This window comes from Phycisphaerales bacterium, from assembly GCA_016716475.1.
Taxonomy (GTDB): Bacteria; Planctomycetota; Phycisphaerae; order UBA1845; family Fen-1342; genus JADJWG01.
Map to the genome: position 1 here is coordinate 822,292 of JADJWG010000001.1, position 19,859 is coordinate 842,150.

Below are 19,859 nucleotides of genomic sequence, written 5' to 3' on the forward strand. Positions count from 1 at the left end.
CCCCATCGCGGTGTGGCCGCCGGGGCCACTACAGGAGCAGCGTGTGACAGCAGCGGATACCTGGTCGATTGTCGAATCCCCTTTCCACGTGGCCTTCAATCGGCACTTCGAAGGTCTGCTGGCCCTGGGCAGCGGTCCGCTGCAGCAGCGGGCGGCGCTGGAGGAGGGGCTGACCGATGATCCGCAGGACGTCGAGTACCTGCGCATCATGGGCAATGTGACGGTGGAGGAATTTCCCGATTTCAAGAGCCGCGTCGGCACCTACCTGCCGGGCGTCACCGGGTTGCATCCCACGTGTCGCGACCAACTCATCAACCTGCCTGCGATCCACGGCCTGCTGCTGTACACGTCGGGCGAGCGACTCGACATGGAGAGCCCGAATATCCACGACTATCGGCGCCGACTGGACCTGCGCACCGGGCGACTGGAGCGCACCTTTACGTGGAAAACGCATACCGGCGCACTGCTGCGCGTGCGATTCGAGCGCTTTGTCAGCGCGGCGCGGCGGCACGTCATGGCCCTGCACTGCCGCGTGGAGCACCTCGGCGGACCGGCGGCGGAACTGCGGTTCCTCGCCCCACTCGACGCGGAGGTACGGACCAACGGCTTCGACCACTTCACCTCCGTCGACGTGACGGGCGAACATGACCCGGTGACGCTGTGCGTGCACACCAACTCGGGCATCGACGTCGCGGCGGCCGCCGTGTTGACTTGTGACCACGGCGTCCCCATCGACATTCGGACCCAGCCGCGCTGGGTGGCTTCGTGCGGAGCCACGACGCTGGAAGCCGGCCAGACGCTGACACTGCACAAGTACGCCGCAATGACCTCGTCGCACCATGTGACCGGCTCGCCTCTCGACAGTGCGCGGCGTCACGTGTGGGACGCGGCGTCCACCGGCTACGAGCGGCTCGCTGCGGAATCCGACGCGGTCTGGGCACAGCGCTGGCTCGCGACGGATGTCGAGATCGACGGCGACGACAATAGCCAGCTCGCGCTGCGCGTCTCGCTCTACCACATGTTGCGGGCCGTGTCCGAAGATGATCCGCGCGTCGCCATCGACGCCAAGGCCGCGGCCGGGGAGGCCTACTGCGGACGTTTCTTCTGGGACACGGAACTCTTCATGCTTCCGCTGTTCCTGTACACCCGACCGGCCGTCGGCAAAACGCTCGCGGCGTTCCGCATTGCCTCGCTGCCGGGCGCCCGGCGGAACGCAGCGCGGTACGGCTACCCCGGCGCTCGTTATGCCTGGGAGAGCGCCCCCAGCGGTGACGACCACTGCCCGAACTGGCAGTATGCGGATCACGAGATTCACGTGACGGCCGACGTGGCCTACGGGCTATGGCACGCGCACCTGGTAAACCCCCATGACCTGCGGTTCCTGCGTGATACGGTCGAGGTCTTGACCGAGACGGCGCGCTACTGGACCCAGCGCGTCGCGCCACGCGGGGACCACGCCTATGAACTGTTGATGGTGATGGGACCGGACGAATACACGCCCTTCAGCCGCAACAACGCCTATACGAACTGCCTCGTGCAGCTTGCACTCAGCTTGGCGCGCACCAGTTGGGACGAGCTGCGGCAGCAGGATACGCCGGCGGCAGAGGCGCTCGCGGCAGCGCTCCGGCTGAACCCCACCGAACCCGCGGAGTGGTTGCGCATCGCCGCCGGACTACCCGTGCCGTACGATGCACAACGCCAATTGATCCTGCAATCCGAAGACTTCTTCGACTATGAGCCCCTCGACTTCGCGCGCGTCTGGCCGGACCGACGGCAGCGCATCGGTGCAGTTGTCAGCCAGGAGCGCCTCTACCGCAGCCAGGTGCTCAAGCAGGCCGACGTCGTGCAGTTGCTGGCCCTCTTTCCGCATGAGTACACCCCGGCCCAGATGCGCACCGCGTTCGAAACCTACGAGCCGCTGACATCGCACGACTCGAGTCTCAGCAAGTCGATGCATGCAATCGTCGCCGCCTGGCTCGGTAAGGCGGACGAGGCCTGGCGCTTCTGGCGCGAGTCCGTCGGCCTCGACCTCGAACCCGGTGAAGCCGCCGAGGGCATCCACGCGGCCTGCGCCGGTGCCAATTGGCAGGTGGCGGTCTTCGGGTTCGCGGGCGTCCGGACGACGCTGCAGTCCGAGGTACTGCACGTGGACCCCCGTCTACCCGCGGCGTGGCGGGCGCTGCGGTTCCCACTGGTGTGGGCCGGCCAGCCGCTGCGACTGACGGTCACCCACGACTCCGTCACGATCGCGCACGGCGGCACCCAACCGCTGGATGCCTGGCTCGGCGGCACCACCGCCGAACTGCGTCCCGGCGAGACCCGGACGTTCCCCTTACCGCCGCAGCGTTGAGCGGTGGCGGTGCCGGCCGGACTCGGCGCTGGGCAGGGCCCGTCGTAGCTTGCCCAGGTATCCGGCTGGGGTTGGAGTGCCATGCATACGCGGCCCATGCACGCAGCAGTGCGCCTCATCACGCGGTTCCTGCCGCAGGTACTCCGTGCGGCCCTCGTGTGCTCCGCCGGCCTCGCCATTCTCTGGGCTTTCACCCACGTCGGGGGGCGCCTCGTGCAGCGTTTGGCGCACGGCGCCATACAGGTGGAACTCACCATCATGCACTGGGGCGACAAGGACGAGGGCGCCATCATCGCTGCGCTGGTCGCCGAGTTTGAGCAACAGCACCCCCACATCCGCGTCCGCCGCATACCGGCCGGGATTTACCACGACCAGAAACTCAAGACCATGATGGCCGCGGGCACACCACCCGACCTGTTCTACCTGGGTAGTGAGAACCTCGCATTCTATGCGGGGCGCGCCCTCCTGCGGACGCTCGACGACCTTGCGAACGCGGACCACATCGCCGGCCGTGCCGCGCTCAACCTCGATGATTTCTACCCGCAGGTCCTGGACTGCTTTCGATATGACGGGACGCAGGTAGGCACCGGACCACTTTACGGTCTGCCGATTTCCTTCACGACGATCGGCATTTACTACAACCGCGACCTGTTCCGCCGCGCCGGATTGCCGGAGCCGGCCCCCGGGTGGACGTGGGAACAATTCGCTACGGCAGCACGGGCCCTCGGGCAACTCACCGATGACGCCGGCCAGCCCTGCTACGGCGCCGAGTTCGTGACCTGGCCCGCCATGATGCAGGTCTACCTCCGCTCCTTTGGACTGGACTTCGCCACTCCCGATTTCCGCAGCTATCATTTGACCGAACCCCCCGTACTCGCAGCGCTCGAGCGTATCCATCGCTGGCGCTTTGCCGAGCAGCGCGCCCTCACCGACGCCCGCAGTCAGGTCCAGCTTGGCAGCGACCTGTTTCAGGCCGGTCGTGTCGGCATGATCGGGCCCCTCGGCCGCTGGGTCGTCGCACGCTACCGGCAAACCCTCGGATTCGACTGGGATTTCGCCCCTCTCCCGCGCGGGACGCAGGAAGCGAACGTCATTCTGACTACTTCCTGGTCCATGGCGCGTTCCTGCCGGCACCCGGAAGCCGCCTGGCTGCTGCTCCAGCACCTTACCGGTCCGGTCGGCGCCACGCACCAGGCCCGTACCGGTCTCGGCGTCCCCGCGCTGCGCCCTGTCGCCACAGCCCCGGTTTTTCTTGACGATCCGCGGCCGCCGCGCAACAACGCCGCCTACCTCAACATGATTCCCGCGGCACAACTGCCCAACTGGCCGCTCGATAGCCGCTACCAGGCCGAGTTGATGACGTACCTCGAAGGGGCCTACCGGTCGGGGGAGCCGGTCCCTGCAATGATGGCCGCCGTCGAACGCATCTGGCAACGGCTCGATGGTTCGCCCCTGCGGAGCGGGGCACACGCGCCGGTGCCTTGGCGCGCGATCCTCACTGCCCTGGCGCTGTCAGGTACCGCCCTGCTGACCTACGGGGTGTGGTGCTGGCAGCGCGGTCGCCCTGGACCGCGCGCCCGGCTCGAAGAGCGCGCCGGCTGGGCTTCATCAGTCCCTGGCTGCTTGGCTTCGCACTCCTCACGGCGTTCCCGATCGGTCTTTCGCTGCTGCTGGCGTTCAGCCGCTGGACCGGTGTACTGCCGCTGGGATCAGCCGAATGGGTCGGGCTGCAGAACTTCCGCGAGTTGCTGTTTCACGATGAGGTTTTCCGAAAATCGCTCCGCGTCACCGGCTTCTACGTCCTGCTCGCGGTTCCGGGCGGACAGCTCGTCGCGCTCGGTGCTGCACTGCTGATGAACAGCGAGGTGCGTGGCATCGGCTTCTACCGCAGCGCCTGGTACCTGCCGAGTGTCCTTGCCGGCGTCGGGGTGGCGGTGCTCTGGCGCTGGGTGTTTGACGGCCAGCACGGCCTGTTGAACGCCTTGTTGGAACCCCTGTTCGCTGTCGTCGGTTGGCTGCTGCAACCCCTCCTTGGGACCGTCGAGCTGCGCCCCCCGGACTGGCTCAACCGCGATGCGGCGTGGTTTGGCCCACCGGCGTTCGCCCTGATGCATCTGTGGGTCGTGGGCGGCAGCATGATGATCTACCTTGCCGGGCTGACAGGCATCCCGCGGACCCTGTACGAGGCGGCCGAGATCGACGGGGCTTCACCCGCCCGACGCTTCTGGAACGTCACCCTGCCGATGCTCAGCCCGGTGATTTTCTTCAACGGCATCATGGCGATCATCGGCTCGTTCCAGGTCTTCACCCAGGCCTATGTGATGACGCGCGGGGGTCCACAGAATCACACGATGTTCTACGTGCTGTACCTCTACAACCAGGCGTTTCAGTACCACGAAATGGGCTACGCCTCCGCCCTGGCGTGGCTGTTGCTGCTCATCATTCTCGCACTCACCCTGCTCGTGATGCGCGGCAGCCGTCGATTTGTCTATTACGAGGCGCTGCGGACCTGAGGACGTACCCACGCGAGCCCGAAGATGCGTACCTTCCAATCAGCCCTGACCTACTTCCTGCTCTCGCTCGGTGCGGGTGTGCTGCTGTTCCCGCTGGTGTGGATGCTGGGCGTTAGTCTGTTGCCCACCGAACTGGCCGAGCGGGCCGCGACTTCGCCACAGGGCTTCCTGGCCGCCTTCTCGCAACCGCAGGTGACGAACTATCCCGAGGCGCTGCGTCAGATGGGCAGTCGTCCGTGGCACGGTTTCCGGGATGCGCTGGCCAACACAATCGTCGTCACCACCCTTTGCGTCGTCGGTCAGATCCTCTCCTGCAGTCTGGTCGGCTATGGCTTCGCCCGGCTGCGCTTCCGCGGCCGCCAACCGCTCTTCATTCTGATGCTCGCAACGATGATGCTGCCGGCTCAGGTCACCATGATCCCGCTTTTCATCCTTTTCCGGCACCTCGGCTGGATTAACACGATCCTCCCGCTGGTCGTACCGGCGTTCTTCGGCACGCCCTTCTTCATCTTCATGTTCCGCCAGTTCTTCGCACAGATACCCGAAGACCTGCTCGACGCCGCGCGCATCGACGGCGCGGGGCACCTCACCATCTGGGCCCGGATCATGCTCCCCATGTGCCGCCCCGTGATCGCGATCACGGCGGTGTTTACATTCATCGGAACGTGGAACGACTTCCTCCACCCCCTGCTCTACCTGCATGATGAGGAGAGCCACACGCTGGCCGTCGCGCTCAACAGCTTCCGAGACCAGTACGGAACCGTCCGCGACGTCAACCTGCTCATGGCCGCCGCCCTGGTTACGATGATTCCCTGCATCCTGCTGTTCTTCGCGGCCCAGCGGCAATTCGTCCGCGGGTTGAACCTCGGAGCAGTCAAAGGTTGATGTGGGGTCACCCCCTATTCCGGGCGCGATTACGAAGGGTCCAATCAACGCGGGCGGTTCAAAGTCGAAACGTAGCGACGAACAGCTTACGGGTTTCGATATCAGACGTGCCCTCATCGGCTCCGATCGCCGGTCTTCCGTGGGTCAAGGTCCCCGTATCAGTCCGATGGCGACTTCTTTGCAACTGTTGTAATAGCAGTAATATAGGAACAGCGAGAAAATCATCCCCCGACATCCGAAACCTGAACGATCGAATTGACACGCCGGGGGTCGGCGATGTACCCTGAATAGGGTATAAGAAAGAAAGCACCGCGTGTAACGTTTCATCCATGTCGCTCACACGCGTGGCCTTGTTGTGGTAACCATTGTTTCGTCTTGCGGCTGATGGAGCCGCGCCCCTTTCCCAACCCGGTTATTGAGCCGGGCACCTCGGAGGAGAGATCATGAAGAAGCTTGCAGTGCTCGCAGTACTGTCAGCCGCAACGCTCGTGATGGCTGACAATCGCCTCGAAATCACCCTCGATCAGCAGATCACGCACCCGACCCTGTACACCGACCAGTCGCCCAACGGCGATGCCATCTATGCCGCTTTTGCCAGTGGCACGCTGACCTTCGAAGGCGGCGCCCCCCCGGACAAGTCGGACGGCTTCGCCCGCTTTACCAAGAACGGTGGCGGCTGGTGGTACATGTATGTCGACACGCAACTGGCTGGCGCCGGCAACATCGACATCACCGGTGCCCAGTTGAAGGTCGACTCCCGGGCCTGGGAGTACAACACGGGTGACCCGTACGGCGACGTCAACATCTTCCTGCGGGTTTACAGCTACGATCTCGATGTGAACGGCAACTACACCGTGCTGACCGGTTTCCGTGATTATGGCATCGTCTACGGTCCGAACGCCAGCAGCTTCCCCTTCGGCGACTGGAACAACTGGAACCAGGTCGTTGTCGACCTCGATGGTGGCACGACGACCAACAGCAGCGGCGCCGGCTTTGACCCGACCAAGGTCAACCGTATCCGCTTCTACGGCACCAACTGGGCCGGCCAGGGTCAGGATCAGTCTGACTTCGTCAACCTGGTCGTGACGCCTGAGCCGACCGCCTTCGCGCTGCTCGCACTCGGAGTTGCGGCCTTCATCCGCCGCCGCTAAGCGCCAGGTCCCCCGGCCGGTGCTCCGGTCGTGGCCAACCGCGAATTCTCCGCACGGGCCCGCCCCCTTCCGAGGGTGTGCGGGCCCGCTGCGTTGCACCCGAATCTCCCGCATGAATTCGCCAAAGGGTCGGTGACTTCCGCCTTCCCCTGCGCTTCCTGCAACCCGGACCGCCGTGGCGGGTACAAAGCAGGGGGAGCGGTCTGTCCGCTTCCGCCCACTGATTCGCAAACCGCTTGGCAACAATGACTTAGGCCATACACATGCCCATTGGCGAAGCCCTTATCGCACGCGGCCTCATCACGCGCGAGCAACTTGATCAACTCGCCACCCGACGCCATTCGCCGGCCGAGCGGATCGACCAGCTCCTGCTGCGTGAATCCCTCGTCAGCGAGGACGATCTGCTGCAAGTCTACGCCGACCAGCTCATGCTCCCGGTCGTCGACCTGCGCGAGGAGGACATCGATCGGGAACTGCTCAAGCTCATTCCCAGCCGACTTGTGCACAAATACGGCCTGATGCCGATCGGGCGCAACGGCAACGGCGTCCGGGTCGCCACTTCAGACCCGTACAACATGTACGCTCTCGACGAAGTGCGCACCTGCATCAACATGCCGGTGGAGCCGGTACTGGCCGCGCGCACCGAAATTCTCAAGATGATCCGCGCCTTCTACGGTGTCGGCGGCGACGTGCTGAACGAGATGGTGAAGGAGCAAGGCGAGCTCGAGATCGTCGACGAGAACCGCCTCGATTCCGAGGACATCGACATCCAGATGGCCCAGGAGGCCTCGGTCATCAAGCTGGTGAACGAGATTCTCGTCGAGGCCATCGTCCAGCGGGCCAGTGACATCCACTTCGAGCCGTTTGAGAACGACTTCCAGGTGCGCTACCGTATCGACGGCGTCCTGCAGATCGCTAACGTGCCCCCGGAGATTCACCGCTTCCGCAACGCCATCGTCAGCCGCATCAAGATTCTCTCCAACCTCAATATCGCCGAGCGTCGTCTGCCACAGGATGGCGGCTTCAAGATCAAGGCCCATGGGCGCGAGATCGACCTGCGGGTGTCGATCGTGAACATGGCTTTCGGCGAAGGCATTGTGCTGCGTATCCTCGACCGCTCATCCGTCAAGCTCGACCTCACGTCGCTCGGCATGGAGGGCGACACCGCCGCGACTTTCCGCGAACTGATCACGCGCCCGCACGGGATCCTGCTCGTCACCGGGCCGACGGGCTCGGGTAAAACCACGACGCTGTATGCCGCCCTCCGCGAGATCGTGTCCCCCGAGCTCAAGATTCTCACCATCGAAGACCCGATCGAGTACTACCTCGATGGCATTAACCAGACACAGATCCTCCCCAAGATCGGGTTGACCTTCGCCCGCGCACTGCGCAGCTTTCTGCGCCACGACCCCGATGTCATCCTGGTCGGTGAAATTCGTGACAAGGAGACGGCCGAAGTCGCCATCAACGCTTCGCTCACCGGCCACCTGGTCTTCAGCACGCTGCACACGAACGATGCCATCACCGCGACGACGCGCCTGCTCGACATGGGCGTAGAGCCCTTCCTCGTTTCCAGCTCCGTCGAGGCCGTGCTGGCGCAGCGCCTCGTACGCACCATCTGCAAGCACTGCAAGGAGCAGTACGAGCCGGACAAGGCGACCGTGCTGCCCGCCGATTTCCAGCATCAGCCGAGTGAGCCGCTGTGGCGCGGTCGGGGCTGCAAGTCGTGTCGCAACACGGGTTTCGCAGGGCGCCGCGCGCTGTACGAGTTGTTCGTCATGAACGATGCGCTGCGGGAGCTGGTGTTGCAGCGGGCTTCGGCGTCTCAGTTGCTGGAAGTTGCGCTGCGAGCCGGCCTGGTGCAGATGCGCAGCGAGGGCTGGCGGCTTTGCCGCGAAGGTATCACTACGCCGCGCGAGGTCCTGCGCGTGACGAAAGCATAGCAAACCGCCACAAGAGGTACTTTACATCCGCCCCCCTGTTGTGGACATGGAACTCCAAGGCGGATTCGGGCTGCTACTTGAGGCCGCGGAGGGTTGACGCTGCTGTTGCGGCGGACTGCTAGTCCCAGTTCTCCTCCGGCAACTCACCCACCTCGACCAGCGCCAGCCGTGCCGCTTTCTGCTCGGCATCCTTTTTGTTGGGCCCCCAGGCGCTCGGAAACTGCCTTCCCGCAATCGTCACCGCCACCTCGAAGCACTTCGAATGGTCCGGCCCCTTTTCATCCAGCAACTCGTAAGACGGCGTGGCGCTGTGCTCGCGCTGCGCCCACTGCTGCAATTGTGATTTGAAGTTGAACTGGTGCTGCGAAGCGGTCGCCTGGCGGATGGCACCGTCCATGTGCGTAAGCACGAACTGACGCGCCGCTTCCAGCCCGCCATCGAGGTAAATGGCCGCTATGATGGCTTCGAGCGTGCCCGCCGCGAGCGAACTGGGGAGGTGCTCCCCGTGGTCCATCCCCTGCCCCACGACTAAGCCGTCCGTCAGGCCCACTTCGCGCGCCACCTGCGCGCAGGTTCTCCGTGAGACCACCGCCGACTTGATCTTCGTCATGTCGCCTTCGAGAGCTTCGGGCAGCCGCTCGTACAGTGTCGTGCAGACTACCAGCCCCAGCACGGCATCGCCCAGGAACTCCATGCGCTCATTGCTGTCGCGCCGGTGGTTCGCCGACGAGGCATGATGCAGCGCCAGTCGCAAGAGATTCAGATTGTTGAACTGGTAGCCGATCCGATGCTGGCAAGCGTCCAGAATGTCCTGCGCGGGCATGGGCGAAGATCCCGACCGGGTAGCCGTGGACGCAAAACGCCCATCCGCAGGGCGCCTTGCGTCCACGGCCAGTCCGGCTCCGAGTCGCCGCAGCGACAACCAGCGGTCGCTGCAAGCTTGGCAACGCGAGTATACCACTCTGGTGCAGACGGCTCCATCCAAAACACCGGACCGTACGGGACCCACCGCGCCCCAGCGCGAGACGGAACCGTTGGGCGGGGGCGCCCAGGCAACTTAAGCCGACCGGGGTCTCAATCGCCTATCATTCCGCCGTGGTGTCCAAGCACGGCTCCCCAGGAGAGGCCCCATCATGCGGACTGAACGCGAGAAGATGCTGACCGGAGAACTCTACGACGCCAACGATCCGGAACTGTCCGCGGCGCGCCGTCGGGCCCGCCTGCTTCTCAATGCCTTCAACCAATCCCGGGCGGACGAAGGGGATCTCCGCGCCCGGACCCTGCGTGAACTGTTACCGCGGGCCGCCGGTTTACCGGAAGTCGAGCCGCCGTTTTTCTGCGATTACGGCGACAACATCGTGCTGGGCGAAAAGGTCTTCTTCAACTTCAATTGTGTTGTGCTCGACATCTGCCGTGTGACGATCGGCAACCGTGTGCTTTGCGGGCCAGCGGTGCAGATCTACGCCGCAACCCATCCTTTGGACGTTGCCAAACGTCGCCAAGGCCTCGAATGCGGGCGGCCCGTTACGATCGGAGACGACGTGTGGATTGGTGGTGGCGCGATCATACTCCCCGGAGTCACGATCGGTAGCGGTGCCGTGATCGGCGCTGGCTCGGTCGTCTCACGGAACATCCCGGCCGGTTCCGTGGCGTATGGAAACCCCGCCGTGCCGCGTGATACGGGCGCATGAAAAAGCGACGGGAGGCCACCAACGCTCGAACGCCCTTCAGAGGAAGCCAGTTACCACGCTGCCAACCGGACGAAACGCCCGGCCGCCGCCTCTCGGAGTTCGCTACCCGCTCAAAGTTGATTCGAGGACGCTATCGCAGTTATGGGTTCTGCAATCCCGCTCCGCCGTTGGACCTTTCCTCGGCCATGCGGACTTCACGCCTTCGAACGCTACGCCTACACGAAGCAGACGATGCCAACTCACACCGGGTTTCACGCTCCTACAGAGACACTCGCATCGCAACTTGGTCCTGCCGGCCGAAGCCAGTCGGACACCTCTCGTGGGCTTTCGTTCCCTTCAGCACATGAGGTCTCGGAGGTCCACTCGTCGCGGGGGTGCCGCCACCCGCTACGTTCCGCCTCCAGGGTTTGGTTACCCTCTTGACGGTTTACTCCCTCCAAGGCCCTGCCGACCTTGTTTCGTATCGGCGGCGCTCTTGGGATTGCACCCTTCGGAGCTTCCTCCTCCCGCGAGGTAGCCGCAGCGTTTCCGCCACCGCCGAACCCACTTGCCGTTTCCCCTGTCGGTTATCCCGCCGCCGAAGCGGTAGGCCGGCCCAACAGGTCGCGGCTTCTGGGCTTTCACCCTCGCCGGAGTCCCTGGCGACGACACGGGGTTTAACTCGCGCGCCGCTGGCTGCTCCCTTGGGTTTTCTCCCTTCCAGGGGTTGCAACAGAAACCTGGCCCAGGATTTCGCCCGGGACTCCTCCCTCGCGCTTGGAGAAACGCCCGCCTCACGGCAACGCGCTCACCGGCACCACGGAGTCTCGCTCAGCTTCTGCCGTGTCCGGCCACGCCGCAGGCCGAAGCCCACGCACGCCCCAGACCACCCTCGTAGGGTTCTTGCACCGATCCGATCCTGACTGTTCGAGCGTGCCCGCCGCCCGGGCTATGGGTTCACCTTGGGACGCGTCGGACGTTACCGCCGACCGCCGCCCCGCTTTGAGCGGCTCTCACACTCTGCCGCAGCCACCCAGGACCGCTTGAGGTGCCGAGCGTTCTTTGCGACCTCTTCGTCGCATCTACAAATATAGAACATTCCCCAAACGGAGGCAACACAATTTCGTCTTGCACACCCTGTCAACAACTATGGAACACCCCAGCAACCTGCCACCGTACCGAATGTTTCACCTCCCGAAAAAACTGCAAAAATTCCTGCGAAAAATCCGCTCGCGACAGCTTATCCACAGGAACTAAACACCCCCGTACACGCTCACGAATGCACCCGCGCGAGTCCACTACAACCGGTTCGCCGCCAATTCCGCCAGCGCGCTCCGCTCCCCCTTCCGCAACTGCACATGCGCCGCCAAACCTTCACCGTTCAGTCGATTGATCACGTACGTAAACCCATTGCTGTTGCGATCCACGTAGGGATTGTCGATCTGCCAGGGATCACCTGTCAGCACGACCTTTGCCGACTGACCAATCCGCGTGATCACCGTCTTCATCTCCAGCGGTGTCAAGTTCTGGGCCTCGTCGATGATCACGAACCGTTTGGCAATGCTCCGCCCCCGAATGTACGTCAGCGGTTGGATCTCGATCATCCCGCCTTTCAACAGCGCCGCCGCATCTTCCTGGCCCTTCACACCTCCCCCCACGTCCAACAGGAACTCGATCGTGTCCGTCACCGGCTTCATCCAGGGTTCCAGCTTGCGCGTCAGGTCACCGGGCAGATATCCGATATCCCGCCCCACCGGTACCACCGGCCGACATACCAGGATGCCACGGTACAGTTTCCGCTTGAACGTCAGGTGCATGGCCGCCGCGAGCGCCAGCAGAGTCTTCCCCGTGCCCGCTTTACCCATCAACGTCAGCAAACTGATGCGGTCGTCCAGCAGCGCATCGATCGCGTAATACTGTTCCTTGTTCCGCGGACGGATGCCCCACAGCCCCCCCGACACCTCGCGCAGTGCAACGATGGCCGGATCTTCGGGATCCCGACGGCCGAGCGCCGTCGCACGCTCCACCCCCGCGGCCCGTAACAACACGAAGTCATTCGCACGCAGCTCTGGCGTCGTCAGTTCGAGCCGCCCGGTCTGCCGAAAAATCTCAAACAGCTCGGGCGAAACTTCCACCTCACGATCGGTCGCAGTCACCTCCGCGAGTTGCACGTGGTCAGACTCGTAGTCTTCGGCCCGCAGCCCGGCCGCATCCGCCCGAATTCGCAGGTTGATGTCCTTGGTCACGATTACGACCGGCGATAAAGCGTCCTCACCCTGCACCCGCTGTGCGACATGCAGAATCTCCAGGTCGGCCGGCTCGGTCACCCCACTCAGCACCTTCTCGGGCTGGCAATAGACGCGCAGGCGACCGCCGTTCGACAGCGGTACGCCGGTCGCCAGACTCTGGCCATTGCGCAAGCCATCAAGCAAGCGAACGACTGCGCGGGCGCTGTAGCCGCGGTCGGATGGCTCCTTCTTGAAGCGATCCAGCTCCCCCAGGACGCCGACCGGAATCACGACCGTATTGTCGGCAAATTGCAGGACCGAGTAGGGGTCGTGAATCAGGATGTTGGCGTCCAGGATGTAATACTTGTGCATGCCGCAGCAGTGTAGCGGCGCAGGCCCGGTTTACAAGAATCCGTCTCGCCGGGAGCCGGTTCAAACTGTCGGCATGCACACACGGGTCCAGGCGGCCTGCCACGCTAAGCTCTGAAGCTTGGTAGATGCGACTCCAGACGATGGGGCCACCACCTCACAACCCGCCGTGGAGCCCCACTGCCGCTACTTTTCCGTCCCGATTCCGAACGGCCCCAGCGCCCGCGACAGAATCCCCAGCGAATGTGCAATAGCGACGCCGTAATTGGTCATTGGTACACCGTGCGCACGCGCCCGTTCCAGCCGCGTGAGGACCTCGCGTCGGTTCTGTACGCATGCTCCGCAATGCACGATCAGCTTGTATGACTCGAGATCGGGTGGAAAGTCGTGTCCCTGCACGTGCGTGAACTCGAGCTTTCCTCCGACGTACTGCGTCAGCCAGCGCGGCAGCTTCACCCGCCCGATGTCCTCCGTAATCGGATGGTGCGAGCACGCCTCGGCGATCAGCACACGATCTCCCGGGCGCAGCGTGTCGATGGTACGCGCCCCGCGCACAAACTCATGCAAATCCCCTTTGAAACGCGCAAACAGGATCGAGAAGGAAGTCAACGGTACTTCCGGCGGCGTGTCCGCGGCCACCTTCAGAAACGCCTGCGAATCCGTCACCACCAGGTCCGGCGGCCGCTTCAGCCGCGCCAGTGCCGCCCGCAACTCGCGCTCCTTGACCACCATGCAGAGCGCATCGTGATCGAGCAGGTCACGAATCGCCTGCACCTGTGGCAGGATGAGTCGTCCCTTGGGCGCTTCCTTGTCGATCGGCACGACCAGTATGACCAGCCCCCCGGGTGGCACCAGGTCGCCAAGGATCGTTGGGGCGCGCAAATGCTCCTCCGGCACCGCCCCGATGAGCGCCTGCCGCAGCTCCGCCAGCCCCACACCCGTCGCCGCGACCGTCTGTACCACGGGGTACTGCTGCAATTGCAGCGCGCTCCGCGTTGCGCTGTCCACCGCCGCGCGATCGCACTTGTTGAAGACCACCACCGTCGGCACGTGCCGTCCCCGCAACTCCTCCAGCAGCGCCTCCTCGAAATCGCCCCAGGCCCCCGCCTCGGCCACGAGCAACGCAACCTCCGTCCGGTCCAGTACGGAGCGCGTCCGCGCTACGCGTTGCGCACCGAGGGCTCCCTCGTCGTCAATCCCCGCCGTATCAATGAACAACACTGGGCCGATCGGCAGCAGCTCCATGGGTTTCTCAACCGGGTCGGTCGTGGTGCCGGCCGTCTCCGAGACAATGGACACCGCCTGCCGCGTTAATGCATTGAGCAGCGAGGACTTACCCACGTTGCGCCGGCCAAAAATGCCGATGTGCAGCCGCAACCCCTTGGGCGCGGGGGCATAACGGGTCATGGCACCCTCCCCGGCGGCGCGCCCAGCCGCAGCACGGCCTCCGGCGCGGTGAGCGCGGCAAACTCCTCCTCCGTGAGCAACCCACGCTCGACGACCAGTGCCCGTACACCCTGCCCCGTACGGACCACGGCCTGTGCCAGGTCCTCCACTACTTCATACCCCAATCGCCCCACCAATGCGGTCAGCGTGGCCGTGGAGCTCTCCACGTACAGTGCACAGCGTGCCCGATCAGCCGCCAGCCCCGCAACCACATGCGTACGGAGGAGCGTGGCGCTGCGTTCCAGAAGGTCCACGCTTTCAAGCAGTGCATCCGCGACCAGCGGCAGAAAGGCATTCAACTCCAGATTCCCCAGCGCAACGGCCTGTGTCACTTCCTGGTCGTGTGCGCACACCCGCAGGGCCGCCTGCGTAACCGCCTCGGGGACCACCGGGTTCACCTTGCCCGGCATGATCGACGAACCGGCCTGCAGGGCGGGCAACCGCAACTCCCCCAAGCCCGCTTGTGGCCCTGAGCCGAGCCAGCGTAAATCTCCGCTGACCTTCAGCAGGTTCGTTGCGCACGCCTTCAGCAATCCGCTGACTTCGACGAACGCGTCGGCATTCTGGGTCGCCTCGACCAGATTCTCCGCCCGCGCCAACCCGAAACCGGTCAATGCACGCAACTCGTCCACCACCGCAAACAGGTAGTCACGCGGGGCACCTAGCCCTGTGCCGATCGCCGTGCCGCCCAGATTCACCGTGCGAAGTCGCTCCTCGCACTTGTAAATCCGCCAACGGTCCCGCCCGAACGCCTCGGCGAAGGCACCACAACTCCGCCCCAGCGTCGTGAGCACCGCATCCTGCAATTCCGTCCGGCCCACCTTCACCACGTCCGCGAGCCGCTGCTCCTGTTCCTGCCACGCCGCGACCAACTCCGCCAACGCCCCCTCCAGCGCCCGCAACCGCGCAATCGCCGCCACGCGTAGCGCGGTGGGAAACGTATCGTTGGTCGACTGGTGCAGGTTCGCGTGGGCGTGGGGATCGATCGTCGCGTACTCGCCAAGCGGGCGCCCCAGCAATTGCAGCGCCCGGTTCGCGAGAACCTCATTCACATTCATGTTCAGCGATGTGCCAGCCCCGCCTTGCAACGCATCGACGACGATGTGTGGCCAGAGATCACCGCGCGCCAGTTCCGCACACGCGGATTCCAGCGCAGCCGCCGCCGGTGCCGACAAATGTCCAGGGGGGCCTTCAAGGTACCCCAGGCGCCGGTTCGTCCGTACGCACGCCCGCTTGACTTCTCCATACGCCTGTGCGAGCGCGGGATGGACCGCTCGTCCGGACAGCGGGAAGTTCCGCAGTGCACGTACCGTGTGAATGCCGTAGAGGGCCTCCGCGGGCACCTCGCACGCACCGAGCAAGTCAGTCTCGCGACGCCACGTGGACATGCCGCCTCAGGGGTGGAGGGATATGCAATCGGGTAACCGCAGTGCGGTTGGACCTGTTCCCCCGCTCCATAAGCGCACGTGAAACCTCCGACGGAGGCGGGAGCGCCCTCCACGGAGCGCGCACCAGCCGTCCCCGCTCTCACTTGTTCGCGCGTGCATATCGCACACTCCCGCGCTGCGTCACCCGGCTCAGAAAATCAGATCGCGTGCATCCGTCGTCCGGATCTGTTCCAGCCGTTCGCGCACCGTCTTCACCAGCGCTGCATTCTCCATCTTCGCCAATTCCACCTCGATCAAGCGCTCGCCCGCGGCGCGCGTCGCAGGCGAGGCGTAATCGACAAGATATTCCATCAGCGTCGTCAGCCCGTTGGGCGTGCACAGCCGCTGGATAAATCCCGGAATCGCGTACTCCATGAAGTGCTCGCCGGTGCGCCCCAGCCGATAGCAGGCCGTACAGAAGCTCGGCAGGTAGCCGTCCGTCATCAACTCGTACAGGGTTTCATCGAGAGAACGCACGTCCGCCAGCCGGAACTGCTCGCGTTCCATGCACTGTGTATCCCCCGCTTCGGTGTAGCCGCCCAGCTCGATCCGACTGCCGGCATCGATCTGTGATACTCCGAAGGCCAGCACCTCGCGCCGCAGGGCCGCGCTCTCGCGCGCCGTCAGGATCAGCCCCGTGTACGGTACCGCGAGCCGCAGCGTCGCGATGACACGCTTGAAGTCGTAGTCGCTGACCGCCCAGCGCCCATCGAGCAGCACACCGTGCGCCGGCTGCGTCCTCGGAAAACTGATGGTGTGCGGTCCCACGCCAAAACGCGCCTGCATGTGCTGCCCGTGTGTTACCAGTCCGAGCACCTCGAATCGCCAGTCATACAGGCCGAAGAGCGCCCCGATGCCCACGTCGTCGATGCCGGCCTCCTGGGCACGATAGAGGGCGTCGAGCCGGTAGAGGTAGTCACCCTTCCGCGAGTTCGCCGGATGTACCCGCTCGTACGTCGCGTGGTGATACGTCTCCTGGAAGACCTGGTACGTGCCGATGCCTGCTGCCAGCACGATCTTGTAGCCCTCCACGTCGAGCGGAGCGGCGTTGATGTTCACGCGCCGGATCGCACCGCGGACGGTCCGCGTCGCATACACGGTGCGCACACTCTCGGCGATGAACTCCGGGTCGTAGTTCGGATGTTCACCAAAAACCAGGATCAGCCGCTTGTGCCCCTGGCTCTCCAGCGCCACGACCTGTTGCCGCAATTCGTCCAGCCCCAGCGTCCGCCGCACGACGCCCGGATTCGTGCGTCGAAAGGCGCAATACTGGCAGTCATTCATGCACAGGTTGCCGACATACAGCGGCGCAAACAGCACAATGCGGTTTCCGTACACGTCGCGCTTGAGCTGGCGGGCGGCTTCGAACTGCTCCTCGACCAGGTCCCGCTCCGTCACGCGCAGCAGCACCGCCGTTTCTTCGGTCGTGAGTGCCTGCTTGGACAGCGCCTTGGCTACTACTGCCCGCATCTCGGCCGGTTCGGGCGGCCCGGCGCGCAGCAGGTCACCCAACCGCACCTCGTCGATGAAGTCCTCGGCCCCGGCACTCAGTGTCATCTTCGCCAGCGTACTCATTTCGCGTCGCTCTCCGACCGGGAGGGGTGCGCGCACGGCAGCGCTGAAACGGCCGCAGGCGGCTCCACCCGGCGTCGCCGGTTGGGAGAATCGCCGCGCCCGGTCCCCACCGGCCGGCCGAGCGCGCGAATCCGGCCGAGCAGGCAACCATGACACTGCTCGGCGCTCTCGTGCAGGCAGGCCTTTTCCGGGTAGATCTCGTACTTGCAGCGGTACAGTGGTGGCGTCAGGTTCGGCATGACGATGTTGGCACCGCGCTGCAGACCCAATTCCCGACCCCGCTCGCGGTTGACCGTAGCCAGCGCGGTCGTGCTCGGGATGTTTGCCTCCGGACACATCAGCCGCGTCAGCGCCACCATCTTGTACGTCATCAGCTCGCTGTTGGGCACCTGCTCCTCCGGCGCCGCGATACGCTGCGGGCCCTCGCGCCCCAGCGGCGTCTGCGGGTGCGGCAGGTAGGGGCCGATCCCGATCATGTCCAGATCCAGACCCTGAAACGTCTCCAGGTCGTGCACGAGGTCGTCCCACGATTGCCCGGGGATTCCGACCATCACGCCACTCCCAACCTCATACCCGAGCGCGCGCAGCGTCCGCAGCAGCGCGATTCGGTCACTCAGCCGCCCCCCGTGCCCGGGGTGGATGGCCGCGAAGAGCTGCGGATTGGAAGTCTCGAAGCGCAGCAGGTACCGATCCGCACCCGCCGCGCGCCACGCCGCGAGTTCCTCCGGCCGGCGCTCGCCCACGCTCAGCGTGACCGCCAGGGGTGACTCCGCCTTGATCCGCCGGACGACGTCTTCCAGCCAGCGCGCGCTGGTGCCGTAATCTTCTCCCGATTGCAGCACCACGGTGCCATAGCCGAAGCGCACGGCCGCCTGGGCACATGCGAGAATCTCATCGGCGCTCATCCGGTAGCGCTCGATGTCGGCATGACTGGCACGCAGTCCACAGTAGTGGCACTCGCGGGCGCAGTAGTTCGAGAACTCCACGAGCCCGCGCAGGTGCACCGCGTCCCCGACGTGCGCGTGGCGCGTCGCATCCGCCGCGGCCCACAACTCGGCGAGCCGGGTATCGTCAGTTTCGCGTAGCCACTGCCGCAGCGTCCCGCGCTCCATCGCCGTGCTCCACCGTGCCAGGTTCCCGGCGCAAGACCACTTCAAACGTGCTGCCGACATCCGGGATCGACTCGATCCGCACGCCCCCACCGTAGGCCTCCACGATCTTCTTCACCAGCGACAGACCTAATCCGCTGCCTGGAATGTCGCGCGTCTTCTCATTGCGGATGCGTGCAAAGTCCTTGAACAGACGCTCCGCCTCCGCACTCGTCATACCGATACCCGTATCGGTCACTCGCAGTACGATGCGATCGGCCGCGCCCCGCACCCGCACATCGACCCGCCCCCCGTCACGATTGTACTTCACCGCGTTGGAGAGCAGGTTGTTGCAGACCATTTCGAGCTCTCCGCGGTCCGCTTGCAGGCACGCCTCGCCTTCCACCGCCAGAGTGAGCGCGATGCCACGCTCGTCCGCCGGCGGGCGCACCAGGTCAAGCACACCGGCCAGCAGTTCGCTCAGGTCCACGCTGGTCAGTTCGCGTTTGCGCTCACCCGATTCGATCCGGGTCATGTCGAGCAGGTCACTGATGAGCTTGCGCATGCCGCTCGCCCGCAGCAGCGAACGCGCGATGATATGGTCGTACGCTGCCAGATCCGGACCTGCCGCCCGGTCACGCATCAGCCCGAGAAAGCTCTCAATCGCCGCCAGCGGCGCTTTCAGCTCATGCCCGAGCACGCGGATGAAGTCAAAACGGATGCGCCGCTTCTCGTCGGCCAGCCGCCGGGCCTGTCGCTCCACCATCAGGTGCGACATCGCCTTTCGCAACGTGGCTTTCAGTTCGTCCGGCGTGAAGGGCTTGGCCAGAAAGTCGTAAGCGCCACTGCGCGTGGCGCGCACGGCCGTCTCGATCGTCGCGAACGCCGTAATCATGATGATGCGCATGTCTTGCGCACGCGGACCCAGCCGCTCGAGCACCTCAATGCCGGTGATGCCGCCGAGCTTGTGATCGAGCAGGACAAGGTCGAAGGTTTCACGCGCCAGGATCTCCAGCGCTTCCTCCCCGCTCTCCGCGGTCGCGGTTTCCAGGCGCGTCTCGCCCTCGATCTGTGGCAGGCGCACCGTCATGTTGCGCAGCGCACGGGTGACGCTGTGCCGCATGCCCGGCTCGTCATCCACTACCAGTACCCGCAGAATATCCATCGTCTCCGTCCACCAAAGGGCACCGCGTACCACGGGGCCGCCCCGGTCC

General features: G+C 64.7%; 13 protein-coding genes. 6 read left to right on the top strand and 7 right to left on the bottom strand.

Annotation, left to right across the window (positions count from 1 at the left end; all coding sequences use genetic code 11):
• Window positions 1–43 precede the first annotated feature (43 nt).
• From IPM18_03460 to tadA, 5 genes are all read left to right on the top strand, one after another.
• A complete protein-coding gene (locus tag IPM18_03460; protein MBK9118648.1) occupies window positions 44–2,350 on the top strand; it encodes a glycoside hydrolase family 65 protein in 2,307 nt (768 codons plus the stop codon).
• Window positions 2,351–3,897: 1,547 nt separating this feature from the next.
• The gene (locus IPM18_03465) at window positions 3,898–4,863 is read left to right on the top strand and encodes a sugar ABC transporter permease (GenBank protein ID MBK9118649.1); all 966 of its coding nucleotides are present in this window, start codon (window positions 3,898–3,900) and stop codon (window positions 4,861–4,863) included.
• 24 nt (window positions 4,864–4,887) lie between these two features.
• A complete protein-coding gene (locus IPM18_03470; GenBank protein ID MBK9118650.1) occupies window positions 4,888–5,748 on the top strand; it encodes a carbohydrate ABC transporter permease in 861 nt (286 codons plus the stop codon).
• Between the two features lie 443 nt (window positions 5,749–6,191).
• On the top strand, window positions 6,192–6,899 hold the full coding sequence (locus IPM18_03475) for a PEP-CTERM sorting domain-containing protein (protein ID MBK9118651.1): 708 nt from the start codon (window positions 6,192–6,194) through the stop codon (window positions 6,897–6,899).
• Between the two features lie 263 nt (window positions 6,900–7,162).
• A complete protein-coding gene (tadA, locus tag IPM18_03480; GenBank protein ID MBK9118652.1) occupies window positions 7,163–8,842 on the top strand; it encodes a Flp pilus assembly complex ATPase component TadA in 1,680 nt (559 codons plus the stop codon).
• 118 nt (window positions 8,843–8,960) lie between these two features.
• Here the strand turns inward: tadA and rnc are convergent, their stop codons facing one another.
• Window positions 8,961–9,665: a ribonuclease III gene (gene rnc, locus IPM18_03485; protein MBK9118653.1), complete on the bottom strand. Its 705-nt coding sequence runs from the start codon at window positions 9,663–9,665 to the stop codon at window positions 8,961–8,963.
• Window positions 9,666–9,975: 310 nt separating this feature from the next.
• On the opposite strand from rnc, the gene IPM18_03490 reads away from it, so the two are divergent.
• Entirely contained in the window at window positions 9,976–10,533 is a 558-nt protein-coding gene (locus IPM18_03490) for a sugar O-acetyltransferase (protein MBK9118654.1), read from the top strand.
• 1,277 nt (window positions 10,534–11,810) lie between these two features.
• Here the strand turns inward: IPM18_03490 and IPM18_03495 are convergent.
• The 6 genes from IPM18_03495 to IPM18_03520 all read right to left on the bottom strand — a co-directional run bounded on the left by IPM18_03495 (window position 11,811) and on the right by IPM18_03520 (window position 19,810).
• Window positions 11,811–13,112, bottom strand: coding sequence for a PhoH family protein (locus tag IPM18_03495; protein ID MBK9118655.1), 1,302 nt, complete (start codon window positions 13,110–13,112; stop codon window positions 11,811–11,813).
• 183 nt (window positions 13,113–13,295) lie between these two features.
• The gene (gene hydF, locus IPM18_03500) at window positions 13,296–14,516 is read right to left on the bottom strand and encodes a [FeFe] hydrogenase H-cluster maturation GTPase HydF (protein MBK9118656.1); all 1,221 of its coding nucleotides are present in this window, start codon (window positions 14,514–14,516) and stop codon (window positions 13,296–13,298) included.
• A complete protein-coding gene (locus IPM18_03505; protein MBK9118657.1) occupies window positions 14,513–15,943 on the bottom strand; it encodes an aspartate ammonia-lyase in 1,431 nt (476 codons plus the stop codon). Before IPM18_03505 ends, hydF begins: the two co-directional genes overlap by 4 nt.
• A 189-nt stretch (window positions 15,944–16,132) precedes the next feature.
• On the bottom strand, window positions 16,133–17,557 hold the full coding sequence (gene hydG, locus IPM18_03510) for a [FeFe] hydrogenase H-cluster radical SAM maturase HydG (protein ID MBK9118658.1): 1,425 nt from the start codon (window positions 17,555–17,557) through the stop codon (window positions 16,133–16,135).
• Complete coding sequence (gene hydE, locus IPM18_03515) at window positions 17,554–18,669, bottom strand: [FeFe] hydrogenase H-cluster radical SAM maturase HydE (GenBank protein ID MBK9118659.1); 1,116 nt, start codon at window positions 18,667–18,669, stop codon at window positions 17,554–17,556. The genes hydG and hydE overlap by 4 nt, the downstream gene beginning before the upstream one ends.
• Window positions 18,629–19,810, bottom strand: a complete 1,182-nt coding sequence (locus tag IPM18_03520; GenBank protein ID MBK9118660.1) for a response regulator — start codon at window positions 19,808–19,810, stop codon at window positions 18,629–18,631. Before IPM18_03520 ends, hydE begins: the two co-directional genes overlap by 41 nt.
• Between the last annotated feature and the right edge of the window lie 49 nt (window positions 19,811–19,859).